Here is a 25,255-nt window from a genome sequence, read left to right as displayed (position 1 = left end):
TCAGTCCCTGGCGTCAGTTCCCCCGGTGTCAGTCTAGCCACGTCCCGGCCCGCATCACGTGCTGCAACCGCAGCTGTTCGGTGAGCACGACGAGATCGGCCCGCTTGCCCGCGGCGATCGACCCGAGCCGCCCGTCGAGACCGAGCACCTCCGCCGGCTTCGACGCGGTGGCTGCCACGGCATCGGCCATGCTCAGCCCGCAGTGCTGCACGAGGTTGCGGAACGCGCGGTCCATGGTGAGCGTGCTGCCCGCCAGGGAACCGTCGTCCAGCCGCGGTTCCCCTCCGTCGACCGTGACCGGCAGTCCGCCCAGGTCGAACGTCCCGTCGCCCGCCTCGGTGGCGCTGATCGCGTCGGTGACGGCCAGGGCGCGCGCCGGGCCGGCCGCGGACGCCGCCAGCCGTGCGACCGTCGGGTGCAGGTGCACGAGATCGCAGATCAGCTCGACGGCGACCCGGTCGTCGGCCAGCAGCTCGCCGACGGGGCCCGGTTCGCGGTGGTGCAGCGGCGGCATCGCGTTGAACAGGTGCGTCGCGATGCGGGCGCCGGCCTCCACCGCGGGCAGCACGTGCTCGCCGCGCGCGTCGGTGTGGCCGATCGCGGCGCGGACCCCGCGGTCGGTGATGCGGCGGATCGCCTCGAGCGCCCCGGGCAGTTCGGGGGCGATGGTGATCGTGCGCAGGGCCTCGCCCCCGGCCGCGAGGAGTTCTTCGACGGTTTCCGGTGCGGGTTCGGTGAGCACCTCCGGCGCGTGGGCGCCGCACCGGGCCGCGGCGAGGAACGGCCCTTCCAGGTGCACCCCGGCGAGCTCGCCGGCGGTGACGAACTCGCGCAGCGCGGCGAGCTGCGCGCGCAGCCGCCCCACCGGGGCGGAGACGAGGCTGGCCAGCATCGTGGTCGTCCCGTGACGCCGGTGCGCGTCGATGGCGGTGCTGATCTGGCCCGGGTCGGAAGCGGTGAACGATCCCCCGCCGCCGCCGTGGCAGTGGGCGTCGACGAACCCGGGCACGAGCCATCCGCCGGAGAGCTCCACCCGCGTGGCCGGGGCGGGCGGCGCTCCGGTGCCGATGCCGTGGATGTTCTCGCCCGTCACGTGCACCCACGCGTCGGGGCGCACGCCGTCCGGGGTGACGACGCGGGCGCCGGTGAGGACCAGTTCGCGGGGGTGCACCGTGCCGTCCTCCTCCTGGGTCGGTGCGTGGGAGTGCCGCGAGGAACCCTCGCAGCTACTGGTCTACACCACGTGATCGACGTGGCGCACCGCGGTGCGCTCGCCGAGGCCGGTCCGTCAGCTCTCCATCGCCTTCTGCAGCGCGGTCAGCGCGCGGCTCGCGGTCGACTTCACCGCGCCGCGGGACAGGCCGGTGGCCTCCGCGATCTCGGCCTCGGAGAGGTTGTCGTAGTAGCGCAGGACGAGCACTTCGCGCTGCCGCCGCGCCAGCTTGCCCAGTGCGGTCACCACGGACTGGTGCTCGGTGGTGAGCATGGCCAGCGATTCGGCCGAACGCGCGTGCGTCTGGTGCGGCGGCTGGTACTCGCGCGCCGTCTTGCGCTTGCGCAGCACCGAGCGGCTCGCGTTGATCACGGCGGTGCGCAGGTACCCCACGGCCGCCTTGGAGTCGCGCAGGCCCGACCAGTTGCGGTACAGCCCGGTGAACGCCTCCTGCACCACGTCCTCGGCCGTCGTGGGTTCGTCGACCAGCAGGATCGCCAGCCGCACCATGCGCATGCGCTGCTGCTGGTACAGGTCCTCGAGGGTCAGCGGCCGGTCCGTCTCCGGTTCGGCGGGCACGTCCAGCGCGCGCAGCTTGCTCAGTGTCCGTTCCACGCTCCGCTCGGCGGCGTGCTCGTCGTCCCGCACACGGACACGCTACCGGCTGATCGCCCCGGGGGTCATTCCGCCGGGTAGCGTGCATCCGCCACTGATCGACGCCGGCGTGGAACCGGGAGGCGGAAATGGCCAAGTACGTCGTGGAGCTGGAGTACGGTTCGGACCGCGCGGAGCGGCTGCGCGTGCGCGGCGAGCACCGGGAGTACTGCCGGGAGCTGGCCGAGCGCGGCGTGGTGCTCGCCGGTGGGCCGTTCGCCGACGAAACCGGCGCGATGCTCGTCTACGAAGTCGCGGACGAAGCGGAGCTGCGCGCCGTGCTCGAAGCCGATCCCTACACCAGGGCCGGAGTCCTCGCGGGCACGACGGTCCGGGAGTGGAACCTCGTCACGGGATCCTGGGTGCTGTAACGAGGCCGGGGACGCGGCCGGGGACGCGACCGGAGTGCGCGGATGCTGGCCGGGATCGCGGAGGCGGCTGGGGTGCGAGCGCTGACCTCGCTGCCGGGGAAATGTGAAGATGTCAGCAGCAGCCGTGGCGGTTCCGAACCAAATCACCTGATCGAGGAGGACCAACGATGCCCATCGCGACCCCCGAGGTGTACGCGGAGATGCTGGACCGGGCGAAGTCGGAGGAGTTCGCCTACCCGGCCATCAACGTGAGCTCCTCGGAGACGCTCAACGCGGCGTTGCGCGGGTTCGCCGAAGCGGAAAGCGACGGCATCATCCAGTTTTCCACCGGCGGTGCCGAGTTCGCCTCCGGCGGCAAGGTCAAGGACATGGTCACCGGTGCCACCGCGTTGGCGGAGTACGCGCACGTCGTGGCCGACGAGTACCCGGTGAACGTCGCGCTGCACACCGACCACTGCCCGAAGGACAAGCTGGACAGCTACGTCCGCCCGCTGCTGCGGATCAGCCAGCAGCGGGTGCAGCGCGGGCGGAACCCGCTGTTCCAGTCCCACATGTGGGACGGTTCCGCGGTCGAGCTGCACGAGAACCTGAGCATCGCCGAGGAACTGCTCGCCGAGTCCGCCGAGGCCAGGATCATCCTGGAGGTCGAGGTCGGCGTCGTCGGGGGTGAGGAGGACGGGGTCAGCAACGACATCGACGAGAAGCTCTACACCGCGCCCGGCGACTTCGAGCACACCGTCGACGCGCTCGGCGCGGGTGAGAAGGGGCGGTACCTGCTGGCGGCGACGTTCGGCAACGTGCACGGCGTGTACAAGCCGGGCAACGTCGAACTCCGGCCGGAGGTCCTCCAGCAGGGGCAGGAAGCGGCCGCCCGCAAGCTCGGCCGCTCCGCCGGCGACAAGCCGTTCGACCTGGTCTTCCACGGTGGGTCCGGTTCCGGGCTGGCGGAGATCCACTCGGCGCTGTCCTGCGGCGTGGTGAAGATGAACGTCGACACCGACACCCAGTACGCCTTCACCCGGCCGATCGCGGACCACATGTTCACCAACTACGAGGGCGTGCTCAAAGTGGACGGCGAGGTCGGCGACAAGAAGAAGTACGACCCGCGCAGCTACCTCGAGGCCGCCGAGCAGTCCATGGCCGCCCGCGTGACCGACGCGTGCGAGACGCTCAAGTCCACCGGCCGCAAGATCGCCGGTTGAGGCTGTTGCGAGTGGCCGCCCCGCGCGGGTGCGGCCCGCACGGGGCGCATTCCCGGAGTGCTGCGCGCCGATCATGATGTCGTTGGGAGGATGGGCGCATGACACAGGGCAGGAACTTGCTGGAACCGCCGGAAACCCTGCTGGAGGAGAACACGGACGCGCGCGCCGAGCTGGACGCCGGTACGGACCCGGCGATCGTCGCGGCGCACCATCCGACCTTCAGCGCGGCCTGGGCCGCGTTGGCCGAGGCCGCGCTGACCAGCGGTGAGCACATCCAGGCGTACGCGTACGCCCGGACCGGCTACCACCGCGGTCTCGACTCGCTGCGCAAGGCCGGGTGGAAGGGTTTCGGCCCGGTGCCGTGGCGGCACGAGCCGAACCAGGGCGTGTTGCGCGCGATCGCGGCGCTGGCCCGCGCGGCCCGGGCGATCGGCGAGGACGACGAGTTCCAGCGGTGCCACCAGCTGCTCGTCGACAGCGATCCCGAAGCGGTGAACGCGACGGGCGTTTGAGGACGTCACCGCTCTCGGCCGCGCGCTCCGCGGGAGCGCGCGGCCCGCAGCGGGCCGCGCCGGTTCGCCCGTCCCGCCGCTGCGCGCGCGGTGCAGATCACGCTCAGCCGGTGGTGCCGGCAGGGGACTGACCGCGTCGTCGAGAATGGGACGCGTGACCGGGAACTCCCAGGCCGGCCCCGACCGGCTCCGCGACGACTTCGGCCGTCGCGTGCGGCGTCTGCTGCGCACCGGCCTGCCCATCGTGCAGGCCGGTATCGCTGCCGGTCTGGCGTGGTTCATCGCGACACAGCTCGTCGGCCATCCGCAACCGTTCTTCGCGCCCATCGCGGCGGTGATCTCCCTCGGCGTTTCCCTCGGCCAGCGCATGCGGCGCTCCGTGGAGCTGGTCGTCGGGGTGAGCATCGGCATCGGTGTCGGGGACGTGCTCATCTCCCTCATCGGGACCGGGCCGTGGCAGATCGCGCTCGTGGTGATGCTGGCGATGAGCGCGGCCGTGCTGCTGGACAGCGGCAGCGTGATCGTGCTGCAGGCGGCTTCGTCCTCGGTGCTCGTGGCCACGCTGATCCCGCCGGCGACGGCCGGGGGGTGGACCCGGATGGTCGACGCTGCGGTGGGCGGTGTCGTCGGCATCGTCGTGGCGCTGCTGCTGCCGGCGAATCCGCTGACCGTGGCGCACCGCAATGGGCGTGTCGTGCTCGGTGCGCTGGCCGACGCGCTGCGCGGGGTCGGCGGGGCGGTCGCGCGGCAGGACACGGCGATGGCCTCCGATGTGCTGGCGCAGGCTCGCAAGAGCCAGCAGGACATCGATGCGATGCGGTCGGCGCTGCAGGCTGGTGGCGAGATCGCCCGGTACGCGCCGATCCGCTGGCACCGCCGCGGTGAGCTGGAGCGTTACGACGTGGCCGCGACGCCGGTCGACCGGGCGTTGCGGAACACGCGTGTGCTGGCGCGGCGGGCGTTGGCGGCGCTGCGCGACGAGGAACCGGTGCCGCGTCCGCTGCCCGCCCTGCTGGAGGAGCTGGCCGGGGCGGTCGCGCTGCTGCGGGACGAGTTGGCCAGCGGAAACGATCCGCTGCAGGCGCGGGAGGCGACCCGCTCGGTGGCCCGGAAGTCCACGGTGGAGCTCTTGGGGGAGGGTGATTACTCCATGCAGGTAGTCGTCCTCCAAGTTCGATCGATCGTGGTGGATTTGCTCCAGGCCACCGGCCTCGGCCGAGCCGAGGCCCTGGCTGCGCTGCCCGCGTTGCACCCGGCGGAGGACACCGCGGATGCCGAGGACACGGCTCCGGAAGACGCGGATCCCGAGGACACCGAACCCCGCTGACTGTCTGGACTCGTTCCAGGGAGCACAATTTTCATAAAAATTGTGAGTTGTCCCCACGCGTCCGGGCGACAAATGATCACCACGCCTTCGGGGTGTCCCTGTGGGTTCGGCCAAGCCGGTTGTGGGATGAGCGGTCTCGCAACAGGGGTCAGCACGTGGACAGGGCGTTTTCCAGCGCGGTCTGCTCGCTGTCGGTGATGGTGAGCTGCCACTTGTGCTTCGAGGCGATCCACATCGAGGCGTAGGTGCAGTGGTACCCGTTCTCCGGCGGCATCCACTCGTCCGGAGTGCTGTCGCCCTTTTCCTGGTTGACCGAGTCGGTCACCGCCACCAACTGGGGGCTTTCCAGGTCGTTGGCGAACTCGGAACGCCGCTCGTTGGTCCACTCGGCCGCGCCTGACCGCCAGGCCGCGGCCAGCGGCACCACGTGGTCGATGTCCACGTCGGAGGCCTCGCTCCAGGTCTGGCCGTCGTACGGGCTCGTCCACGTGCCGGAGGTGGGGTAGCAGTCGTCCCCGGTCTCCACGTTGTCGCCGTCCCGGCGGAGCACCTGCTCACGGGTGTTGCAGTTGTCCGGGCCCTCGTTCCAGTGCGGGAACTTGTCCCGGTCGTAGCCGTCCATGGGGCCTTCGGGCGCGGTCCGCAGCTCGGCGAGCATCCCCCGGCTCTCCTCCGGCGTCGGGATGCCGGGCGGTTCGGACGCGGCCGGCTGCGCCAGGCTCAGCCCCAGCGCCGCTGCGAGGGGCAGGGCGGTCGCTGCGGTCGCGGCACGCTTCCTCATGGCTGTCTCCCTCGGTTCGGTCGGTGGCGAATTGACCATGACCGATCCGGATGACCGGAGCAATGCCGAGGTGTGATCAAGCGGTGACTTGGCGTGAAAACGCCAGTGAAACTCGCCACCCTGCCGAGTGGTCGTTCATCGGGCGCATCGTCGTGATCGCGCGCCGTCATCGCGTGCCGTCACCGCGCCAGCAGCAGGTCCTCGGTGTGCCGGTGCCAGACCCACTTGTCGATCGGCCGCGGGTGATCCACACCGTCGCGGCGGACGGTGGCCTCCTCGAACGCCAGCTGCACGGCCCGGCCCCGCGCGGCTGCGGTGCGGCGGCGCAGCAGGCCGCGCCGCGTCACCGACACCCGCACCCCGTCCATGACGGGCTCGATGTTGTCACCGATCGGGTCGTCCGTCGGCTCGGGCAGCGCCGCGGCCGCCGGATCCGGGGTGACGACCAACCGCAGCGCGGAGCCGTGCAGCACCTGCGCGTCGTCGCAGTAGACCTGCCCGGTGATCGGCGCGATGACGCCCTCGCCGAGGAGCACGCCGCCGGTGTCGTCCTTCGGCAGCGGTGTGGGTACTCCGGGGGCGTGCAGTGCCCGGTCGACGTCGTCGACGCGCAGACCCCACAGCCGCGCGGTCGGCGAGTCGGCCACGGGCACGTAGCCGATCGTGAGCCGCCGGAGCAGGCCCTTGCGCAGCACCCGCACCACCACCGCGGCGAGATCCGCATCGGTACCGCGGACCACGAGACGATCGCCCGCCTCCGCGAGCAGCGGGTCGACCTCCGCGCGCCCCGGAGTGGCGGGCAGCTCGTGCCACTGCACACCGTCACCGTTCGAGCGCATAGTGGATGTGAGGTTTCCGCAGGACAGTGCGGTGGTGGTCACGATTCGCTCCTGGTTTACCCTGACCGGTCGGCATAACCCGTGGTGGACGCGGGCGCGCGGTCACGTTGGCGGCCACCGGAATCCAGGTTGGAGTGTCACATGCCGGCGATCGTGCTGATCGGAGCCCAGTGGGGCGACGAAGGCAAGGGCAAGGCGACGGACCTGCTCGGCGAGAAGACCCGCTGGGTCGTCCGCTACCAGGGCGGCAACAACGCGGGCCACACCGTCGTGCTGCCGGACGGGCAGGACTTCGCGCTGCACCTCATCCCCTCCGGAATCCTCACGCCCGGAGTGACCAACGTGATCGGCAACGGTGTCGTGGTCGATCCGGGCGTGCTGCTGGACGAGCTGTCCGGGCTGGAGGAGCGCGGGGTGGACACCTCGAACCTGCTGGTCTCCGCCGACGCGCACCTGATCATGCCGTACCACGTGGCGATCGACCGCGTGACCGAGCGCTACCTGGGCAAGAAGCAGATCGGCACCACCGGCCGCGGCATCGGACCCTGCTACCAGGACAAGGTCGCGCGCGTCGGCGTGCGCGTGCAGGACCTGCTCGACGAGAAGATCCTGCGCCAGAAGGTCGAAGCCGCGCTCGAGTTCAAGAACCAGGTGCTGGTCAAGGTGTACAACCGGCGCGCGCTCGACCCCGAGGAGGTCGTCGACACCGTGCTCGGCCAGGCCGAGAAGTTCGCCAACCGCATCGCGGACACGAAGCTCCTGGTCAACCAGGCGCTCGAGCGGGACGAGACGGTGCTGCTGGAGGGTTCGCAGGGCACGCTGCTCGACGTGGACCACGGCACCTACCCGTTCGTGACCTCGTCGAACCCGACCTCCGGCGGCGCGTGCGCGGGTGCGGGCATCGGCCCGACCCGCATCGGCTCGGTGATCGGCATCCTCAAGGCCTACACCACGCGCGTCGGTGCCGGGCCGTTCCCGACGGAGCTGTCCGACGAGTCGGGTGAGACGTTGCGGCGCCAGGGCGGCGAGTTCGGCGTGACCACGGGCCGTTCGCGGCGCACCGGCTGGTTCGACGCGGTGCTGGCCCGCTACGCGACCCGGATGAACGGGATCACCGACTACTTCCTCACCAAGCTCGACGTGCTCACCGGTCTGGACACGATCCCGATGTGCGTGGCCTACGAGGTCGACGGTGAGCGGGTCGAGGAGATGCCGATGACCCAGACCGGTGTGCACCACGCGGTGCCGGTGTACGAGGAGATGCCGGGCTGGCACGAGGACGTCAGCGGGGCGCGCACGTTCGCGGACCTGCCGGCGAACGCGCAGGCCTACGTGCGGCGCATCGAGGAGTTGTCGCACTGCCGCGTGTCCGCGATCGGCGTCGGCGCCGGCCGCGAGGAGACCATCGTCCGCCACGACCTCGGCTGACCCGCGGCTCCGGCTGGCCGCAGCAGCCCGCGGCCGCGATCGAGGGCTTGGGCGATGAGGCCGTGATCGGCTATGACGACCGGGCGATCGCCTGGCAGCCGGCTGCGCTCCGCGTGAGGCGAGGCCGGCGCCGCATCGGCGGGGGTGCTCGGTTCCCGCGCACGGGAACCGCTTACGCTGCGATTCGTGCGAATTCTTGTGATCGGTGCCGGTGGTCGCGAGCACGCGATCGTCGCGGCCTTGTCGCGCGACGCCGCGGTGACCGCGCTCGCCTGCGCCCCCGGCAACGTCGGAACCGCCACGCTCGCCGAGAACCACGACGTCGATGTGCAGGACCCGCGGGGGCTCGCCGCGTTCGCCTCCGAGTGGCGGGCCGATCTCGTCGTGATCGGCCCGGAAGGGCCGCTGGTCGTCGGTGCGGCGGACGCGGTGCGCGCGGCCGGGATCCCGTGCTTCGGACCGTCGAAGGACGCGGCGCGGGTCGAGGGGTCGAAGGCCTTCGCCAAGGAGCTCATGCAGGCCGCCGAGGTGCCCACCGCGCGGTCGGAGTTGGTGGACAACCCGGCGCACCTGGACGCCGCGCTCGCCCGGTTCGGCCCCACGTGGGTGGTCAAGGACGACGGGCTCGCCGGCGGCAAGGGCGTGCTGGTCACTCCCGATTTCGACGCGGCGCGCGCGCACGCGATGACGCTGCTCGAGGACGGCCACCCGGTGGTGCTGGAGAGCTTCCTGGACGGGCCGGAGGCGTCGCTGTTCTGCTTCGTCGACGGTTCCGCGGTGGTGCCGCTGCGGCTCGCGCAGGACTTCAAACGCGCCGGTGACGGGGACGCGGGGCCGAACACGGGCGGCATGGGCGCGTACTCCCCGTTGCCGTGGGCGTCGGAGGAACTGACGCGGACGGTGGTCTCCCGGATCGTGCAGCCGACGGTGGACGAGATGGCGCGGCGCGGCACTCCGTTCTCCGGGCTGCTGTACACCGGGTTGGCGTTGACCTCCGAGGGCCCGAAAGTGGTCGAGTTCAACTGCCGGTTCGGCGACCCGGAGACGCAGTCGGTGCTGTCGTTGCTGCGCACACCGCTGGCCTCGCTGATGTACGCGGTTGCCACGGGCACGCTGGCGCAGCATCCCCCGCTGGAGTGGGCCGAGGGCTTCGCGGTGACCGTTGTGCTGGCCGCCGAGGGGTATCCGGGGCGGCCCCGGCTCGACGACGTCATCCACGGCAGCACCGCCCCGGGCGTGCTGCACTCCGGCACGCGACGGGGCGATGATGCTTCGGTGCTCTCCGCCGGCGGGCGCGTGCTGTCGGTCGTCGGCACCGGCGGCGACCTGGCCGCGGCGCGCGACGACGCCTACCGGCGCGTGGAGGGTGTGCACCTGCCCGGCGTGCACTACCGCACCGACATCGCGCTGCGCGCCGCGCAGGGCGAGGTGGCCATGCCCGGCCGGCCCTGAACTCCGGTCCCGCACCCCAGCTGGTCCTGCTCGCCGGCCGGTCCCGCACTACCCGGGGCCTCCTGACTCCCGGGTGGTTGCGAGTTGGATCCCCGCGCCGGCCGGTGCGGTCACCCGCGCTGCCGTCGCCGAAGCTGCGGGGTCCCGGATTTTCCCCTGGTTTTCCTGCGGTGCGGGATCTTTCGGGCGCCACTTCTGGCAGGCTGGATACCGACGCCGAGGAATCGAGGGAACCTCATGCTGTGGAAGGTCATCGGGGGCCTGCTGCTGCTCTGGCTCGTCGTATCGGTTGCCGGAGTGCTGCTCAAGGGCCTGTTCTGGCTGGCCGTGATCGGTGGGATCGCGTTCGTCGTCACCGCCGCGGTCGGTTGGGCCAAGGACGACAGAAAGAAGATCAAGTCGTAGCAGCTGCATCGCGGTCACCGGCGGGGTAGCCGCTCCTGTGACGCCGCACTGGTAACCGCTGCGGCTGGACACGCCCATCACTGCCCACGTCTTCGGCGGGGCGGGCGACCGCCGGCCGGATCGTTCGTCGACGCGCAGCAGTACCGCGTCAACGTCGAACGCCTCCTCGACGGGTGGGAACCGCACGCGCGTCCCCACCCGACACCGGGTCCACACGACACCGGGCCCACCCGACACCGGGCCCACCCGACACCGGGCCTGCGCCCACCACTGCGCCCACCACTGACGACGCGTCGACCGGCGCGCCCGGACGTGTGCCCGCCGCTCGCCGTGCGCCCACCCCGCGCGGGTCGCACTGGATCGGGCTGCGCCGTCCGTGCAACCGTGGAGCCCGCACGTTCCGTCCCGTGGACGGCAGGTACTCACGAGCGGAGAGGCCCGCGTGGACCAGCGCGATGAGCAGGAGTTCGCGGAGTACTTCGCGGCTCGGCTGGAGGCGGTGCGTCGGATGGCGTTCATGATGTGCGGTGACTGGCACCGCGCGGACGATCTCGCGCAGACGGCGTTCATCGCGTTGCACCGGCACTGGCGCAAGGTCCGGGACAAGGGCGCGTTGGACGCGTACGTGCGGCGCACGCTCACCCGCGCGCTCATCGACGAGAAGCGCCGTCCGTGGCGGCGGGAGCGCTCCGCGGAGTCGTTGCCGGAGCGGGAGAGCGACGCCTCGAACGTGGCCGAGTCGGTGGCGGACCGACAGCTGCTGCTGCGGGGGTTGCAGGAGGTGCCGTCGCGTCAGCGGGCCGTGCTGGTGCTGCGTTTCCTGGAGGGCCTGGACGTCGCCGAGGTCGCGGGGGCGCTCGGGTGCAGCGAGGGCACGGTGAAGAGCCAGTGCGCTCGGGGGTTGCGCACGCTCCGCGACGTGCTCGGGGATCAACTGCCGGACCTGCGGTCGGTGTGAGGAGTGCGTCCCAGTGGATGAGCGCAGACTCGAGGAGCTGTTCCGGAGCGCGGTGCCGCCCGCGCCGGAGGCGTCGTTCGATCGTGACGACGTGCTGCGCGGTTCCCGCCGCGTCACCGCGCGTCGCCGCGTCGCCGCCGGTGGGGCTGCGGTCACCGTGGCCGTGGCGCTGCTCGGTGGTGCGGGCGCGGGCTGGTTCGCTTCGCAGTCGTCCGGCCCGACGATCGCCGGGGATGCCCGGCCGCCGGTGGAGCGGGGCGGTGATCCGCCGCCGGAACCATCCGGTCCTGGGGTGCTGGCCGAACCGCGCACCGGTGGCGCGGACTGCGGTTCCCCGGACGCGGGCTTGGCCGCCGACGTGCGGTCGCGGCTGCCGCAGTCGGGTGAGGCGCAGTCGGGTGAGGCGCGGCCGGTGGCCTGGCAGCCCTGCCCGGACGGTGCGGTGACGGCGGCGCTGCCGGTGCGCCAGGACGAGCGGGCGGGCACGGTCGCGGTGGTCGTGGCGCCCGCGGACGCGCTGCCGCAGGAGCGGTCGACGCCCGGGGATTCCCTGCTCCCCGACGGGGGGCGCCAGTCCGTGCGGCCGGCCGGCGAGGGGCGTGCCGTGGTCGTGACGAGCACCGCGGACAACGGTGGTCAGCCGCCGTACGCTGCGCGGGTTCCCGAGCTCGCCGGGGAGCTGGCCGGCGAGTACTAGCAGGGCATCGTCAAGGGATTCCGCGGATTGGCTGGCTGTTGCGGGTCGAGCGGGAGGGCCTCGGGCGCCGCCTCGCTCCGGAGCTCCCCGACATCGGGTAGCCACTGCACGACGTCGATCCCAGGCGGCTGGTGGAACGCGTCACCAAGAATGGTACGGCCGTACCAGAATGAGCTAGTCTCGGCGTGGTCCGAGCGCGGTGCGCCCCGGTGCACCGCGAAGAGCAGTGACGCGAAGAGCAGTGACGCGAAGAGCAGTGAGAGGGGGCGTCGGGAATGTTCGCGTGGATCGTGCTGATGATCTCCGGGATCTTCGAAGCCGGCTGGGCGGTGTCGCTGAAGCTCTCCCACGGGTTCAGCCGCCTCATGCCCACCGTCTCGTTCCTCATCCTCGCCGCGATCAGCTTCGCCGGGCTCGCCTACGCCATGCGGTACCTGCCCGCCGGCCCGGCCTACGCGGTGTGGACGGGGATCGGTGCCGCGCTGACGGCCCTGATCGGCATGCTGTTTTTGGGCGACGGTTTCTCCGTGCTGAAGACGGTGTCGATCGTGCTGATCATCGCCGGAGTGATCGGGCTGAACCTGACGGGATCGCACTGAGGAGCACCGATGGCGAGCACACCGAAAGGCCGGGGGCGGCGGCAGCAGCTCGTCGCCACGGCAGCCGAGCTGCTCGCGGAGGGCGGGTTCGAGGCCGTGCGGCACCGGGCGGTCGCCGAACGCTCCGGCCTGCCGCTGGCCTCCACGACCTACTACTTCTCCTCGTTGGAGGACCTCGTCGCAGCGGCCGTGGAGCACGAGACGCGTGCCGAGCTCGACGCCGGGCGCGCACGGCTCGACGAGTTCGGCGCGGGGCGGCCCGGCATCGACGAGGTGGTCGAGCTGATCCTCGACCTGCTACTCGGGAACCGTTCGCACGAAGGCGGCGCGCAGCCCGTGCTGCTGCGCTACGAGCGGCTCGTCGGCACGCCGCGGCGTCCGCACCTGGCGCCGCTGATGCGCAGGCTCAACGCCGAAACGGACGAACTGGTCGACGAGATCCTCGCGCGCAGCGGCCGTGCCATGACACCGGGGGAGCGCGCGGAACTCGTCGCCGTCGTCGACGGCACGGTGGTCAACGCGTTCATCGAGAGCGATCCGGAGCCGCGGGCAGCCGCCGCCCGCGTGCTGCGCGCCCGCCTCGGGTAGGGACTGGCGGTTTCCAGAAGGCCCCGGCGGCTTCAGAAGACCCAGGCTGTTCCAGAAGGCTCAGGCTGTTCCAGAAGACTCAGACGGTTTCAGAAGTCCCAGGTGACGTGGCGGTGCACCTCGTCGTCGATGCGCTCGGCGCAGTCGGGGCACCGCTCGGTGACGTGCGCGCTGCGCGGCGCGCGCCCGCTCGGCGTCGGCTGGGGGATCTTCACCGCCGTTCCGCACATCGCGGTGACCGTTTGGCCCGCGTACACGGCTCCCGGACGCATCGTCATGGCGTGGCGCCGGTCCGCCCCCACCCCGACGATCCAGAAGACGTCCTCCTGGTCGGCGAACACGTCGGCGATCATCCGTCCCCCGGTTTCCAGCAGCGCCGCGAGGCGCGGTGACGTCATTTTCCGGACCTGCGAAAAACACTATTCGCCGTGATCGCGTTCGTCCATGCTTCGGCAGCAACCGGCGGGACGGGGCGACCGGCGGGACGGACCGGTCCTGGCAGTGCTCAGCGGCTCCGAACGTGACGGATGCGCGAGCGCGCAGGCGCGGGCGCGCGGGCAGCTGCCCGCGCGCACGGCGGGGCGCGGTCCAGCACCGTCGCGTCCGTCCCAGACGGGTCCAGCTGCCCGCGCTCCCGCCGGGGCGCGCCCGCGCACGGCGGCCGACGCAGTATCCTGCCGGAACGTGACGGTCAAGCCGAACATCCCGAACGTCCTCGCCCACCGGTACGCCTCGCCGGAGCAGGCGGAGCTGTGGTCCCCGCGCACCAAGATCGTGCTGGAGCGCAAGCTGTGGCTCGCCGTGCTCCGCGCCCAGGTCGATCTCGGCGTGGACGTGCCGGACAACGCCCTGGCCGACTACGAGCGCGTGATCGAGGAGGTCGACGAGGAGTCGATCGCCGAACGCGAGCGGCGCACGCGCCACGACGTCAAGGCCCGCATCGAGGAGTTCAACGCGCTCGCCGGGCACGAGCAGATCCACAAGGGCATGACCTCGCGGGACCTCACCGAGAACGTCGAGCAGCTGCAGGTGCGCCGCGGCTTGGAGATCATCCGCGACCGGGTGGTGGCCGTGCTCGGCCGCCTCGGTCGTCTGGCCGCCGAGCACGGCGAGCTCGTCATGGCCGGCCGGTCGCACAACGTCGCCGCGCAGGCCACCACCCTGGGCAAGCGCTTCGCCACCGCCGCCGACGAGCTGCTGGTGTCGTTCCGGCGGCTGGAGGACCTGCTCGCGCACTACCCGCTGCGGGGCATCAAGGGGCCGGTCGGCACGGCCCAGGACGAGCTGGACCTGCTGGGCGGCGACACCGCCAGCCTCACCGAGCTGGAACGGCGCGTGGCCGGGCACCTCGGGTTCGGCCGCACCCTCACCAGCGTCGGCCAGGTCTACCCGCGTTCGCTGGACTTCGAAGTGATCAGCTCGCTGGTGCAGCTGGCCGCCGCACCGTCGAACGTGGCCACCACGATCCGGCTGATGGCGGGCAACGAGCTGGTCACCGAGGGCTTCCAGCCCGGTCAGGTGGGCTCCAGCGCCATGCCGCACAAGATGAACACCCGCTCCTGCGAACGCGTCAACGGACTCGCCGTGGTACTGCGCGGATACCTGTCCATGTCCGGCGAACTGGCGGGTGAGCAGTGGAACGAGGGCGACGTGTCCTGCTCGGTGGTCCGCCGCGTCGCCCTGCCGGACGCGTTCTTCGCGCTCGACGGGCTGCTGGAGACGTTCCTGACGGTGCTCGACGAGTTCGGCGTGTTCCCGGCCGTGGTCAACCGCGAACTCGACCGCTACCTGCCGTTCCTGGCGACGACGAAGGTGCTCATGGCCGCCGTGCGGGCCGGTGTCGGCCGCGAGACCGCGCACGAGGCGATCAAGGAGAACGCCGTGCAGGTGGCGCTGGACATGCGGGAGCAGGGCATCGAGCGCAACGACCTGCTCGACCGGCTCGCCGCCGACGAGCGGCTCCCGCTGGGCAAGGAGCAGCTCGACGAGCTGCTGTCGAACCCGCTCGAGTTCACCGGGGCGGCGCTGCAGCAGGTGCGCACCGTCGTCGACGAGATCGAGCAGATCACCGCGCGCCACCCGGAAGCAGCCGCGTACAGCCCCGCCGAGATCCTCTGAGACTGGTGGGATTTCGACCCGGTGAGTTCCTCACCCGGCGGAACCTCGCGCGCTCCTCCCGCGCCGGGAGCTTCGACTCCGGGAGCTTCGACTTCGGGAGCTTCGACTTCGGGAGCTTCGACGTTGAGTAGCCACCGCAGCCCCGCTAACCCCAGTGGGCGTCGAAGAAGTCCCTCTCGCACCGGGTGGCCCGCTGGAACAGACGCAGGCAGTGGGCCTGTTCGCGTTCGTCCAAGGCCGTCCCGACCCGGTCGAGTTCGGCGCGCAACCACTCGACCCACCGGCGGAAATCCGGGTTGTCGTGCAGCGCGATCCACTCACGGCAGATCCACTCGCTGACGGCCCCCTCGTTGAAGGCGGAGTCCGCCGGCAGCCTCTCCGGTGCGCGCCGGGCCCACTCCAGGTAGCTCCACTCGGCCACGGTGAGCACGGTCAGCGCCTCGGAGTAGCCGCCGCGTTCGGTGGTGTCGGCCATGAGCTCGCGGAACGCGCTGGTCGCCGCGTCGAGCTCGGGGTGGCTGCGGTCGTCGGCGGGCACGTCGAGCGCGTCGAGGGCCCGTTCGAAGTAGGTGTTCTCCGTGCTGGTCACGGTGGCGATGGCGCGGGCGATCACCAGGCGCGAGGAGTACCCGTCGGCCCTGGCCAGCGCCGCGCCGAGCAGGGCCACGAAGTCGTCGACGAACTGGTAGTCCTGCACGAGGTATCCCCGCATCACCGCCGGTGGCATCGCACCGGTGAACAGGGCGTCGGTGAACGGGTGGTGGATCACCGCGCTCCAGTCGGGTTCGCTGCGCTCGGCCATCCAGGTGCTGAGGGACTCCGTCACGCGTGCCTCCGTGTGTCGTGCGCCGCCAGGGTGCCTCCACCCTGCCACGGCCGCGGCGCCGCCCACCGCACTCGCCTGCGCGGGGGTGGGGGAAAATCCGCGGTGTGGTTGCACTCGCCGATTACCCCCAGATCGCGGCCGGCAAGGTACGCCAGCTGCACGCCGTGGACGACGACCACCTGTTGTTGGTGGCTTCCGACCGGATCTCCGCCTACGACCACGTGCTGGACACGCCGATCCCGGACAAGGGGCGCGTGCTCACGGCGATGAGCGTGTTCTGGTTCAACCTGCTGGCGGACCTGGTGCCGACGCACTTCGCCGCGGCCGAGGACGAGCGCGTCCCGGACGAGGTGCGCGGGCGTGCGCTGCTGGTGCGGCGGTTGGAGATGCTGCCGGTCGAGTGCATCGCGCGCGGTTACATCACCGGTTCCGGCATGGCCGAGTACCGCAGCAGCGGGCAGGTGTGCGGCATCGTGCTGCCGGACGGGCTGCGCGAGTCGGCGGAGCTGCCGGAGCCGATCTTCACGCCCACCACGAAGGCCGAGCTGGGCGGGCACGACGAGCACATGGGCATGGAGCAGGTCGCCGCCCGGCTCGGAGCGGACGTGGCCGAGCGGCTGCGCGCCACCACGCTGGAGGTGTACCGGCGGGCGGCGGAGCACGCTGCCAGCCGGGGCGTGGTGCTGGCCGACACGAAGCTGGAGTTCGGGCGGGACGCGGCCGGCCGGCTCGTGCTCGGCGACGAGGTGTGCACCCCGGACTCCTCGCGGTACTGGCCCGCCGAGGACTACGAACCGGGCCGCACGCAGCCGTCCTTCGACAAGCAGTACGTGCGCGACTGGCTGACCTCGTCCGCGTCCGGCTGGGACCGCCACTCGGGCGCGGCCCCGCCGCCGCTGCCGGAGGACGTGGTGGCGGCGACGCGCCGGCGCTACGTCGAGGCCTACGAGCGGATCACCGGGCAGAGCTTCGACGACTGGCTCGAACCGGAGTGAGGCTCACACCTCGCTGGGCACGCCGGCCGCCAGCGGCGTGACGCGGGTGCCCTCCGGGGCGAGGCCCTCGAACATGGAGTAGTGCATCCGCGGCACGGCCAGCACGGCCTCGTGGATGGGCACGGCGGCACGCGGGTGCACCGCACGGAGGAAGTCGACCGCTTCGGACAGCTTCAGCCACGGAGCGCCGGTGGGCAGGCCGAGAACGTCGACGGGCTGCTCGGGCACGTGGAACGCGTCGCCCGGGTGGTAGAAGGCGCCGTCGTCGAAGAGGTAGCCGATGTTGGCGATCTGCGGGATGTCCGGGTGGATCACCGCGTGCTCGCCGCCGACGACGCGCACCGCGGTGCCGGCGATGTCGAGGGACGTGCCGGGGCTGGTGGGTTCCGCTTCCGGAGCACCTGCGGGCAGGACGCCTTCGGCGGCGAGCTGTTCGGCCGTCTGCCCGTCGACGACGAAGCGGGCGCCGCGGTTGGCCTCGAGCAGCGCGGGCAGGCGCTCGCGGTCCACGTGGTCCGGGTGCTGGTGCGTGACCAGCACCGCGTCGAGCTCGCCCAGCTGCTCGAACCCGTGCGAGAACGAGCCCGGATCGACCAGGATGCGCGCGGCGTCGGTTTCCACCAGGACGCACGCGTGGCCGAAGTGGGTGATGCGCATTGCGCCTCCTCTGCGCTCGGGGTTCGGGTCACGGATCGCGGCCCTCCTGCAGGGGTGCGGTTCGCCGCGTCCCCTTGCGGGGGTGCGGGCCGCTGCGGCCCTTGCCGGGGTGCGGTTCGCCGCGGCCCCTTGCGGGGGTGCGGTTCGCCGCGTCCCCTTGCGGGGGTGCGGGCCGCTGCGGCCCTTGCCGGGGTGCGGTTCGCCGCGGCCCCTTGCGGGGGTGCGGTTCGCCGCGGCCCCTTGCGGGATGCGGCTCGCGGCGCCCGCCGATCCCGCGGGGGTGCGGCTCGCGGCGCCCGCCGATCCCGCGGGGCCAGCCTCGCACGTCCGGCCCGGTGCGGCAGCACCCGCCGTGGTCGGCACTCGCGCCCAACCGCGCCGCCGCAACCTGCCGGATTCCGCCCCCGCCCCCGCACGGGACAGAACGGCCAGCAGGGGCTCGCGGCGCGGCTTTCAAGTGCCTCACCGAAGAGGAGGTGGGAACGTTTCTCGAGAAAAGTCGCGGACTTTTCTCGAGAAATGTCCCCACCCCAGGTGAGGCGGGTCGGTGCAGGATCGAGCACGGTGCGTGACGGAGTGGGTGCGTTGTGGCTGCAGGGTGGCCGGTGCGCCGGTTCGGCCTGTTCACGTGGGGTGATGCAGGCCGCAGTGGCGCCCCCGCGGGGTCAGCTGAACCTCCTGCTCAGTTACTCTTTGCGGGTAAAGCTCACCATCCGCTGACGGCGGAAAGCACAGATACCGGAGCTGCGCCCGTGGCCCGAGTTGTTGTCGACGTCATGCCGAAGCAGGAGATCCTCGACCCGCAGGGCCAAGCGGTGGCCAACGCGCTGCCGCGGCTGGGGTACGAGGGCGTGTCCGAAGTTCGTCAGGGCAAGCGTTTCGAGTTGGAGGTCGACGATGCCGTCGACGACGCCGCGCTCGAGCAGATCGCGGAGACCCTGCTGGCCAACCCGGTGATCGAGGACTGGGCCGTGCGCCGGGTGGAATCATGAGCAGCATCGGCGTCATCACCTTCCCCGGCACGCTCGACGACGGGGACGCCCGGCGCGCCGTGTGCCGGGCCGGGGCCGAGCCGGTGCCGCTGTGGCACGCCGATGCCGACCTGCGCGGCGTGGACGCCGTGATCGTGCCCGGCGGTTTCTCCTACGGCGACTACCTGCGCTGCGGCGCGATCGCCAAGTTCGCCCCGGTGATGGGCGAGGTCGCCGAAGCCGCGCGCGGGGGGATGCCGGTGCTCGGCGTCTGCAACGGCTTCCAGGTGCTCTGCGAGGCGGGGCTGCTGCCCGGCGTGCTCACCCGCAACGAGGGGTTGCACTACGTCTGCCGGGACCAGTGGCTGCGCGTGGAGGACAACACCAGCACCTGGAGCACCCGCTTCGAGGCCGGCGCCGAACTGCTCGTGCCGATCAAGCACGGCGAGGGCAACTACGTGGCCGACGACGCCACCCTCGACGAGCTCGAGGGCGAGGGTCGGGTGCTGTTCCGCTACGTCGGGGACAACCCGAACGGATCGCGCCGGGACATCGCGGGCATCCGCGACGCGCGGGGCCGCGTCGCGGGCATGATGCCCCACCCGGAGCACGCGATCGACCCGCTGACCGGGCCGACCGATGACGGCCTCGGTCTGTTCCTGTCCGTTCTCGACGCACTGGTGGCAGCGTGAGCAACAGCGTGACGACCGTGGACAGCGTGCGGCACGCGGAGTCCACTCCGGACGTGGACCAGCCGTACCGCGAGCTGGGGCTCGCCGACGACGAGTACCAGCGGATCCGGGAGATCCTGGGCCGCAGGCCCACCGAGGCCGAGCTCGCCATGTACTCGGTGATGTGGAGCGAGCACTGCTCCTACAAGTCGTCGAAGGTGCACCTGAAGCACTTCGGCGAGACCACCACCGACGAGATGCGCAGCCGCATGCTCGCGGGCATCGGCGAGAACGCCGGCGTGCTCGACATCGGCGACGGCTGGGCGGTCACGTTCAAGCTGGAGAGCCACAACCACCCGTCCTACGTGGAGCCGTACCAGGGTGCGGCGACCGGTGTCGGCGGCATCGTCCGCGACATCATGGCGATGGGCGCGCGCCCGGTGGCCGTGGCCGACCCGCTGCGGTTCGGCCCGGCCGAGGCCGAGGACACCAAGCGGGTGCTGCCCGGTGTGGTGGCCGGCGTCGGCGGCTACGGCAACTGCCTGGGGCTGCCGAACATCGGCGGCGAGGTCGTCTTCGACGAGTCCTACGCGCGCAACCCGCTGGTCAACGCCATGTGCATCGGCGTGATGAAGACCGAGGACCTGCACCTGGCGCACGCCACGGGCGCGGGCAACAAGGTCGTCCTGTTCGGCGCGCGCACCGGGCTGGACGGCATCGGCGGCGTGTCGGTGCTGGCCTCGGAGACCTTCTCCGGCGACGAAACGTCCTCGGGGCGCAAGAAGCTGCCGAGCGTGCAGGTCGGCGACCCGTTCACCGAGAAGGTGCTCATCGAGTGCTGCCGCGAGCTGTACCGCTCGGGGTTGGTCGTCGGCATCCAGGACCTCGGTGGCGCCGGCCTGTCCTGCGCCACTTCCGAGCTCGCCTCGGCAGGTGACGGCGGGATGCGCGTCGACCTGGACGCGGTGCCGCTGCGCGCCGCGGGCATGAACGCCGCCGAGATCCTCTCCAGCGAGTCGCAGGAGCGCATGTGCGCGATCGTGGAACCCGCCCGGGTGGCGGAGTTCCTCGAGGTCTGCCGCAAGTGGGACGTGCCGGCGACGGTGATCGGCGAGGTCACCGACGGGGAGAACCTCGAGATCCACGCGCAGGGCGAATGCGTCGTCGACGTGCCGCCGAGCACGGTGGCGCACCACGGCCCGGTCTACGAGCGGCCGCTGAGCCGCCCGGCGGAGCAGGACCTGATCACCGCGGACAACCCGAACACGCTGCCGCGCCCGTCCACGGGTGAGCAGCTGCGGGAGACGCTGCTGCGGATGGCCGCCTCGGAGAACCTGTGCTCGCGGGACTGGGTCACCTCGCAGTACGACCACTACGTCCGCGGCAACACGGTGCTGGCCCAGCCCGCGGACGGCGGAATGCTGCGCATGGACGAGGACTCCGGCCGCGGCATCACCGTGTCCACCGACTGCAACGCCCGTTACACCCGGCTCGACCCGTACAAGGGCGCCCGGTTGGCGCTGGCGGAGGCGCACCGCAACGTGGCCGCCACGGGGGCCACGCCGGTGGCGGTGACGAACTGCCTGAACTTCGGTTCCGCCGAGGACCCGGCGGTGATGTGGCAGTTCCAGCAGGCCGTGCGCGGTTTGGCGGACGGCTGCCAGGAGCTGGGCGTCCCGGTGACCGGTGGCAACGTCAGCTTCTACAACCAGACCGGGGCGACGCCGATCCTGCCGACACCGGTGGTCGGCGTGCTCGGCACGATCGACGACGTCACGCGGCGCATCCCCACCGGGATCGGTGGTGAGGGCGGCGAGACGCTGATCCTGCTCGGTGAGACGAAGGAGGAGTTCGGCGGTTCCGAGTGGGCACGCGTGATGCACGGCCACCTCGGCGGCACGCCGCCCGCGGTGGACCTGGCGCGTGAGCGGGAGCTGGCGGACGTGCTCGCGGCCGGCTCGCGCGACGGCATGATCGCCGCTGCGCACGACCTGTCCGAGGGCGGATTGGCGCAGGCGCTGGTGGAGACGGCGCTCATCGGCGAGTGCGGGGCGCGCGTGCTGCTGCCGGAGGAAGCCGACCCGTTCGTGTGGTTGTTCTCCGAATCCGCCGGGCGGGTGCTGGTTTCCGTGCCGCGCAGCGAGGAGCCCCGGTTCACCGACATGTGCACGGCGCGCGGGATGCCGTGGCAGCGGATCGGCGTCGCCGACGCGGGTTCGTCCAGCCTGGCCGTGCAGGACGTGGCCGAGATTCCGCTGGACGAGTTGCGCTCCGCCTGGGAGGGCACGCTGCCGGCGCTGTTCGGCTGAGCGGCGGGCGTTCCGCCAGCACCGACGAGCTGCTGCGACGCTCGAGGGCCGGGCGCCGCGCGGCGCCCGGCCCTCGAGCGTCGGTCTCATCCGTTGGCCAGTTGGACGAGTTGCTCGTGGGTCCCGTTGAACCGGTTCTGGTCCAGCGGGCTGGAGGTGTACTGCCAGAACGTCCAGTGCGACCACGTTCCCGGCAGTTGCCCCGGTTGGTCGTTGTAGCGCGCCACCCACAGCGGGTTGGTGCCCGAGAAGTCGCCGGACACGCAGTTGTTCCACCAGCTGGCGCTGGTGTAGATGGCCGGGTGCCTGCCGGTGCGCTCCTGGTAGGTCGTGCTGAAGTCCCGCACCCAGGCGCCGAGCTGCTGCGGTGTCATGCCGTAGCAGGTCTCGCCGTAGGGGTTGTACTCCAGGTCGATCACGCCGGGCAGGGTGCGTCCGTCGGCGGACCAGCCCCCGCCGTTGTTCACGAAGAACTCCGCCTGCTGGGCGCCGGTGGACACGTTCGGCAGCGCGAAGTGGTAGGCGCCGCGGATCATGCCGACGTCGGCCGATCCGGTGTACTGCTGGGCGAAGTGATCGTTGCGGAATCCGGTTCCTTCGGTGGCTTTGACGTAGGTGAACCGTTTGCCCTTGTCCCACCAGGACTGCCAGGACACGTCACCCTGGTGCCCGCTGACGTCCATTCCCTCCACTGTGGATTTGTTCGGGGCGGGGGCGTTGCGCCCGTCGGAGCCGCCTTCGTGCCGGTTGATCTGCGATCCGAGCTCGTGCCCGCGCTCGCCCGGTCCGGGTTGTTGCGGTGCGCCGCGGGTGGAGTCCGAGGCCTGCGGGGGTTCGTGGGGCGCGGCCGCGGCTGCGGGGGCGAACGTCAGGGCGAGGGTGCTGAGGGCGATGCCGAGAGTGGACATTGTGGAACGTGGGCGGCGAGTGGTGTGCATGCGGGCCTCGGCTTCAGTTAGCGATCATGAACCTTCCTCAAAAGTGTGGGCAATGCAGCGGGTGTTGAGCAGTACGTGTGTTAACTTTTGACCACATTGGTCTAATCGGAAGCGGCGTTCCGGCGGATTGGGCCGCCCGCGGAATGCGTGGCCGCGGACGGGCGTGATCGGTTCTCGTCCCTGCGCAGCGGGGTGCGCAGTCGTCGGTTGAGCCGCGGCGCCCGAGCGGACGTGTTGACGCGCAGAGTGACGAATGAATGCGGTGATCGGAGGATACTCCGCCTGCGTCGGGTTGCATTGATTACAGCGAGTGCTGTTCGTGGTCGACGCTGAGGCAGCACGGTCGTATGCTCCACGAGAAGACGGCCCCGCGAAGGCGGCCCCGTGAAGATGGCTCCGTGAAGACGACCCCGCGAAGGCGGCCCCGTGAAGACGGCCCTGGCAACGACGAGTGGAGAGGCGCCCCCCGCATGCCCCGCAGGACGGCGCCCGCGGTCCACGCTTGGGAGGTGGCGACGCACGTGAGCCGGGCCGAGCGCGAGCGGTTCGCCACGAAGTGGGCGCAGCAGGTGCTCAGCACCAGCTACGTGCCCATGACCGGTTCCGAGGTCGCCGAGCGCCTGCACGCCTTCACCGACCGCCTCGTGGACGCGGTGCTCGCCGACCCGGTGGACACGCGTGCCGCGCAGGACGTGGGCGCGGACCTCGTCGGGGCGCACTTCACCAATTCGCACTCGCTGGCCCGCACCGTCGAGCTGCTGGGCACCGACTTCCCCGCGCTGATCGACCCCGAGGCGGAGCACGGCCAGCCCGAGGCGGAGCACGGCCAGCCCGAGGCAGCTCCCGGTGAGCGCGCCGGAACCGCCGGGCCGCGCCGAGAGGTGCCCGACCGCGTCGCCGAACTGCAGGGGGCGGTCTGCTCGGGCTTTCTGCAGGCCTCCCGCAAACGCACCCTCGACGAGCAGGAAGCCATCCGGCAGGCCGTGCTCGACGCGCGCGACGCGGTGGAGCAGGCGCTGCGCACCAGCGAGGCCCGTTTCCGGGCGATCTTCAGCGAAGCCGCGCTCGGCATCGGCATCGCCGACATGCGCGGCCAGCTGCTCGAAAGCAACGGCTCGCTGCGGCGCATCCTCGACCGCTCGGACGAGGAGCTGCACGCGATGTCCCTGTCCGACCTGGTGCGCCCTGCCGAGACGCCGGGCCTGGAGCACTGGTACGACCAGCTCGTCCTGGGCGAACGCGACCAGTACCGGGTGGAGAAGCGGTTCGAGCGACCCGACGGCGGGGTCGTGTGGACCGAGGTGATCGTCTCGCTGGTGCGCGGCGAGCAGGGCTTCCCGCTGTACCAGGTGATCATGGTCGAGGACGTCACCGAGCAGCGGGAACTGCAGGAGCGCCTGCGGCACCAGGCGATGCACGATCCGCTGACCGCGCTGCCGAACCGGGCGCTGTTCCTCGACCGGATCAACGCGGTGATCACCGATCACGAGCCCGACGAGCGGATCGCGCTGTGCTACATGGACCTCGACGGGTTCAAGGTCATCAACGACAGCCTCGGCCACCACGTCGGCGACGAGCTGCTCATCGCCGTCGGCGAGCGCATCCGCGCGGCGGTGCACGGCGGCAGCGCCGAGGGTGGCTGCCTCGTCGCGCGGATGGGCGGCGACGAGTTCGTGCTGCTCGTGCAGAACTCCACCGGCACCGAACAGGCCATCGAGTACGCCGACGCGGCGCTGGAGGCGTTGGCGGCGCCCATCCGCATCGGCGGGCACGAGCTGTCGATCTCCGCGAGCATCGGCATCGTGGAGCGCCCGCTCGGCGGCCAGTCGGCCTCCGAACTCATGCGGGACGCCGACGTGACGCTGTACTGGGCGAAAGCCGACGGCAAACGTCGCTGGGCCCTGTTCGACCCGGAGCGCAACGCCACCGAGGTGGCGCAGTTCCACCTGTCCGCGAGGATGCCCGCCGCCCTGGAGAACGGCGAGTTCCGGGTGGAGTACCAGCCGCTGATGGGCCTGCGGGAGGTCGACGTCGTCGGCGCCGAGGCGCTCGTGCGCTGGCAGCACCCCGAACTGGGACGCCTGGGCCCGAACAAGTTCATCGGGCTGGCCGAGGAGACCGGGCTGATCGTCCCCCTCGGGCGCTGGGTGCTGCGGCAGGCGTGCCTGGAAGCGCAGCAGTGGCACCACACCTTCGGCACGGCCGCGCCGTTCGTGAGCGTCAACCTCGCCGTGCGGCAGACGCGCGACCCCGGACTGCTCGACGACGTGGTCGGCATCCTCGCCGAGACCGGGCTCGATCCCGCGCGATTGCAGCTGGAAGTGACCGAGAGCGCGGTCATGAGCACCGCGGACAAGCCGCTGGAGGCGCTGCGGGCGCTGTCCGACATGGGCGTGCGCATCGCGATCGACGACTTCGGCACCGGTTACTCGAACCTGACCTACCTGCGGCACCTGCCGGTGCACGAACTCAAGATCGCGGGCTCGTTCATGGAGGGCCTGCGCGATGCGGAACGCGCCGACCCGGTGGACGCGCGGCTGGTGGGCACCCTCGTGGACCTGGCGCACACGCTCGGGCTGACCGTCACCGCCGAGGGGGTGGAGACGCACGCGCAGGCGCGTCGCGTGACCAGCATCGGCTGCGAAACGGGGCAGGGCTACTTCTTCGCCCGCCCGTGCAGCGCGGAGGGCCTGCGCGAGTTCATCGCCGAGCACCGCAAACCCGGTGCCCCGTGAACACCCGCG

General features: G+C 71.5%; 25 protein-coding genes. 17 read left to right on the top strand and 8 right to left on the bottom strand.

The window, feature by feature from the left end:
* Positions 1-28 precede the first annotated feature (28 nt).
* Both nagA and ACVGV2_RS19940 read right to left on the bottom strand, forming a co-directional pair.
* A complete protein-coding gene (nagA, locus tag ACVGV2_RS19945; protein ID WP_459163873.1) occupies positions 29-1,171 on the bottom strand; it encodes an N-acetylglucosamine-6-phosphate deacetylase in 1,143 nt (380 codons plus the stop codon).
* A gap of 117 nt (positions 1,172-1,288) precedes the next feature.
* Entirely contained in the window at positions 1,289-1,861 is a 573-nt protein-coding gene (locus ACVGV2_RS19940) for a SigE family RNA polymerase sigma factor (protein ID WP_459163872.1), read from the bottom strand.
* A gap of 95 nt (positions 1,862-1,956) precedes the next feature.
* On the opposite strand from ACVGV2_RS19940, the gene ACVGV2_RS19935 reads away from it, so the two are divergent.
* The 4 genes from ACVGV2_RS19935 (at position 1,957) to ACVGV2_RS19920 (ending at position 5,279) form a co-directional block, all read left to right on the top strand.
* Complete coding sequence (locus ACVGV2_RS19935; protein ID WP_459163871.1) at positions 1,957-2,238, top strand: YciI family protein; 282 nt, start codon at positions 1,957-1,959, stop codon at positions 2,236-2,238.
* 167 nt (positions 2,239-2,405) lie between these two features.
* The gene (fbaA, locus tag ACVGV2_RS19930; RefSeq protein WP_459163870.1) at positions 2,406-3,440 is read left to right on the top strand and encodes a class II fructose-bisphosphate aldolase; all 1,035 of its coding nucleotides are present in this window, start codon (positions 2,406-2,408) and stop codon (positions 3,438-3,440) included.
* A 98-nt stretch (positions 3,441-3,538) separates the two neighbouring features.
* Entirely contained in the window at positions 3,539-3,952 is a 414-nt protein-coding gene (locus ACVGV2_RS19925) for a DUF3151 domain-containing protein (RefSeq protein ID WP_459163869.1), read from the top strand.
* Between the two features lie 154 nt (positions 3,953-4,106).
* Positions 4,107-5,279, top strand: coding sequence for an FUSC family protein (locus ACVGV2_RS19920; protein WP_459163868.1), 1,173 nt, complete (start codon positions 4,107-4,109; stop codon positions 5,277-5,279).
* A gap of 148 nt (positions 5,280-5,427) precedes the next feature.
* On the opposite strand, the gene ACVGV2_RS19915 is transcribed toward ACVGV2_RS19920, so the two are convergent.
* A complete protein-coding gene (locus ACVGV2_RS19915) occupies positions 5,428-6,060 on the bottom strand; it encodes an HNH endonuclease family protein (protein WP_459163867.1) in 633 nt (210 codons plus the stop codon).
* 179 nt (positions 6,061-6,239) lie between these two features.
* Positions 6,240-6,941, bottom strand: a complete 702-nt coding sequence (locus tag ACVGV2_RS19910; protein WP_459163866.1) for a hypothetical protein — start codon at positions 6,939-6,941, stop codon at positions 6,240-6,242.
* A gap of 99 nt (positions 6,942-7,040) precedes the next feature.
* On the opposite strand from ACVGV2_RS19910, the gene ACVGV2_RS19905 reads away from it, so the two are divergent.
* The 7 genes from ACVGV2_RS19905 to ACVGV2_RS19875 all read left to right on the top strand — a co-directional run bounded on the left by ACVGV2_RS19905 (position 7,041) and on the right by ACVGV2_RS19875 (position 13,026).
* Positions 7,041-8,327 (top strand): adenylosuccinate synthase, encoded by a 1,287-nt coding sequence (locus ACVGV2_RS19905; RefSeq protein WP_459163865.1) that lies wholly within the window; start codon positions 7,041-7,043, stop codon positions 8,325-8,327.
* Between the two features lie 186 nt (positions 8,328-8,513).
* Positions 8,514-9,779, top strand: a complete 1,266-nt coding sequence (purD, locus tag ACVGV2_RS19900) for a phosphoribosylamine--glycine ligase (RefSeq protein ID WP_459163864.1) — start codon at positions 8,514-8,516, stop codon at positions 9,777-9,779.
* Between the two features lie 237 nt (positions 9,780-10,016).
* On the top strand, positions 10,017-10,184 hold the full coding sequence (locus ACVGV2_RS19895; RefSeq protein ID WP_459163863.1) for a hypothetical protein: 168 nt from the start codon (positions 10,017-10,019) through the stop codon (positions 10,182-10,184).
* A 442-nt stretch (positions 10,185-10,626) separates the two neighbouring features.
* Entirely contained in the window at positions 10,627-11,142 is a 516-nt protein-coding gene (locus ACVGV2_RS19890; RefSeq protein WP_459163862.1) for a SigE family RNA polymerase sigma factor, read from the top strand.
* 13 nt (positions 11,143-11,155) lie between these two features.
* Positions 11,156-11,839, top strand: a complete 684-nt coding sequence (locus tag ACVGV2_RS19885) for a hypothetical protein (RefSeq protein WP_459163861.1) — start codon at positions 11,156-11,158, stop codon at positions 11,837-11,839.
* Positions 11,840-12,114: 275 nt separating this feature from the next.
* Positions 12,115-12,438 (top strand): DMT family transporter, encoded by a 324-nt coding sequence (locus ACVGV2_RS19880; RefSeq protein ID WP_459163860.1) that lies wholly within the window; start codon positions 12,115-12,117, stop codon positions 12,436-12,438.
* Positions 12,439-12,447: 9 nt separating this feature from the next.
* Positions 12,448-13,026 (top strand): TetR/AcrR family transcriptional regulator, encoded by a 579-nt coding sequence (locus tag ACVGV2_RS19875; protein WP_459163859.1) that lies wholly within the window; start codon positions 12,448-12,450, stop codon positions 13,024-13,026.
* A gap of 89 nt (positions 13,027-13,115) precedes the next feature.
* Here the strand turns inward: ACVGV2_RS19875 and ACVGV2_RS19870 are convergent, their stop codons facing one another.
* A complete protein-coding gene (locus ACVGV2_RS19870) occupies positions 13,116-13,424 on the bottom strand; it encodes a hypothetical protein (RefSeq protein WP_459163858.1) in 309 nt (102 codons plus the stop codon).
* 286 nt (positions 13,425-13,710) lie between these two features.
* Between ACVGV2_RS19870 and purB the strand changes: the two genes are divergently transcribed.
* The gene (gene purB / locus ACVGV2_RS19865; RefSeq protein WP_459163857.1) at positions 13,711-15,144 is read left to right on the top strand and encodes an adenylosuccinate lyase; all 1,434 of its coding nucleotides are present in this window, start codon (positions 13,711-13,713) and stop codon (positions 15,142-15,144) included.
* A 145-nt stretch (positions 15,145-15,289) separates the two neighbouring features.
* On the opposite strand, the gene ACVGV2_RS19860 is transcribed toward purB, so the two are convergent.
* Positions 15,290-15,970, bottom strand: a complete 681-nt coding sequence (locus tag ACVGV2_RS19860) for a TenA family protein (RefSeq protein ID WP_459163856.1) — start codon at positions 15,968-15,970, stop codon at positions 15,290-15,292.
* 104 nt (positions 15,971-16,074) lie between these two features.
* Between ACVGV2_RS19860 and ACVGV2_RS19855 the strand changes: the two genes are divergently transcribed.
* Positions 16,075-16,965, top strand: a complete 891-nt coding sequence (locus ACVGV2_RS19855) for a phosphoribosylaminoimidazolesuccinocarboxamide synthase (RefSeq protein WP_459163855.1) — start codon at positions 16,075-16,077, stop codon at positions 16,963-16,965.
* Positions 16,966-16,968: 3 nt separating this feature from the next.
* On the opposite strand, the gene ACVGV2_RS19850 is transcribed toward ACVGV2_RS19855, so the two are convergent.
* Entirely contained in the window at positions 16,969-17,622 is a 654-nt protein-coding gene (locus tag ACVGV2_RS19850; protein ID WP_459163854.1) for an MBL fold metallo-hydrolase, read from the bottom strand.
* A 752-nt stretch (positions 17,623-18,374) separates the two neighbouring features.
* Here ACVGV2_RS19850 and purS point away from each other — a divergent pair.
* The 3 genes from purS to purL are packed head-to-tail and all read left to right on the top strand — an operon-like array spanning position 18,375 to position 21,573.
* Positions 18,375-18,614, top strand: a complete 240-nt coding sequence (gene purS / locus ACVGV2_RS19845) for a phosphoribosylformylglycinamidine synthase subunit PurS (RefSeq protein WP_459163853.1) — start codon at positions 18,375-18,377, stop codon at positions 18,612-18,614.
* Positions 18,611-19,285, top strand: coding sequence for a phosphoribosylformylglycinamidine synthase subunit PurQ (gene purQ / locus ACVGV2_RS19840; RefSeq protein ID WP_459163852.1), 675 nt, complete (start codon positions 18,611-18,613; stop codon positions 19,283-19,285). The genes purS and purQ overlap by 4 nt, the downstream gene beginning before the upstream one ends.
* The gene (gene purL, locus ACVGV2_RS19835; RefSeq protein WP_459163851.1) at positions 19,282-21,573 is read left to right on the top strand and encodes a phosphoribosylformylglycinamidine synthase subunit PurL; all 2,292 of its coding nucleotides are present in this window, start codon (positions 19,282-19,284) and stop codon (positions 21,571-21,573) included. The genes purQ and purL overlap by 4 nt, the downstream gene beginning before the upstream one ends.
* Positions 21,574-21,659: 86 nt before the next feature.
* Here purL and ACVGV2_RS19830 read toward each other — a convergent pair whose 3' ends face one another.
* Complete coding sequence (locus ACVGV2_RS19830; RefSeq protein WP_459163850.1) at positions 21,660-22,481, bottom strand: lysozyme; 822 nt, start codon at positions 22,479-22,481, stop codon at positions 21,660-21,662.
* 500 nt (positions 22,482-22,981) lie between these two features.
* Between ACVGV2_RS19830 and ACVGV2_RS19825 the strand changes: the two genes are divergently transcribed.
* Positions 22,982-25,246: a putative bifunctional diguanylate cyclase/phosphodiesterase gene (locus ACVGV2_RS19825; protein ID WP_459163849.1), complete on the top strand. Its 2,265-nt coding sequence runs from the start codon at positions 22,982-22,984 to the stop codon at positions 25,244-25,246.
* The last annotated feature ends 9 nt before the right edge of the window (positions 25,247-25,255 follow it).

Source organism: Bounagaea algeriensis (assembly GCF_054491375.1).
This window is presented reverse-complemented; position numbering and strand designations above follow the sequence as displayed.

Excerpts from the sequence above, each read along its gene's own strand:
- ACVGV2_RS19925 (WP_459163869.1), top strand. The coding sequence starts at position 3,539 with ATGACACAGGGCAGGAACTTGCTGGAACCGCCGGAAACCCTGCTGGAG.
- ACVGV2_RS19830 (WP_459163850.1), bottom strand. The coding sequence starts at position 22,481 with ATGTCCACTCTCGGCATCGCCCTCAGCACCCTCGCCCTGACGTTCGCC.
- ACVGV2_RS19905 (WP_459163865.1), top strand. The coding sequence starts at position 7,041 with ATGCCGGCGATCGTGCTGATCGGAGCCCAGTGGGGCGACGAAGGCAAG.
- ACVGV2_RS19895 (WP_459163863.1), top strand. The coding sequence starts at position 10,017 with ATGCTGTGGAAGGTCATCGGGGGCCTGCTGCTGCTCTGGCTCGTCGTA.
- ACVGV2_RS19875 (WP_459163859.1), top strand. The coding sequence starts at position 12,448 with ATGGCGAGCACACCGAAAGGCCGGGGGCGGCGGCAGCAGCTCGTCGCC.
- ACVGV2_RS19880 (WP_459163860.1), top strand. The coding sequence starts at position 12,115 with ATGTTCGCGTGGATCGTGCTGATGATCTCCGGGATCTTCGAAGCCGGC.
- ACVGV2_RS19870 (WP_459163858.1), bottom strand. The coding sequence starts at position 13,424 with ATGACGTCACCGCGCCTCGCGGCGCTGCTGGAAACCGGGGGACGGATG.
- ACVGV2_RS19915 (WP_459163867.1), bottom strand. The coding sequence starts at position 6,060 with ATGAGGAAGCGTGCCGCGACCGCAGCGACCGCCCTGCCCCTCGCAGCG.
- ACVGV2_RS19935 (WP_459163871.1), top strand. The coding sequence starts at position 1,957 with ATGGCCAAGTACGTCGTGGAGCTGGAGTACGGTTCGGACCGCGCGGAG.
- fbaA (WP_459163870.1), top strand. The coding sequence starts at position 2,406 with ATGCCCATCGCGACCCCCGAGGTGTACGCGGAGATGCTGGACCGGGCG.
- ACVGV2_RS19825 (WP_459163849.1), top strand. The coding sequence starts at position 22,982 with ATGCCCCGCAGGACGGCGCCCGCGGTCCACGCTTGGGAGGTGGCGACG.
- purQ (WP_459163852.1), top strand. The coding sequence starts at position 18,611 with ATGAGCAGCATCGGCGTCATCACCTTCCCCGGCACGCTCGACGACGGG.
- ACVGV2_RS19850 (WP_459163854.1), bottom strand. The coding sequence starts at position 17,622 with ATGCGCATCACCCACTTCGGCCACGCGTGCGTCCTGGTGGAAACCGAC.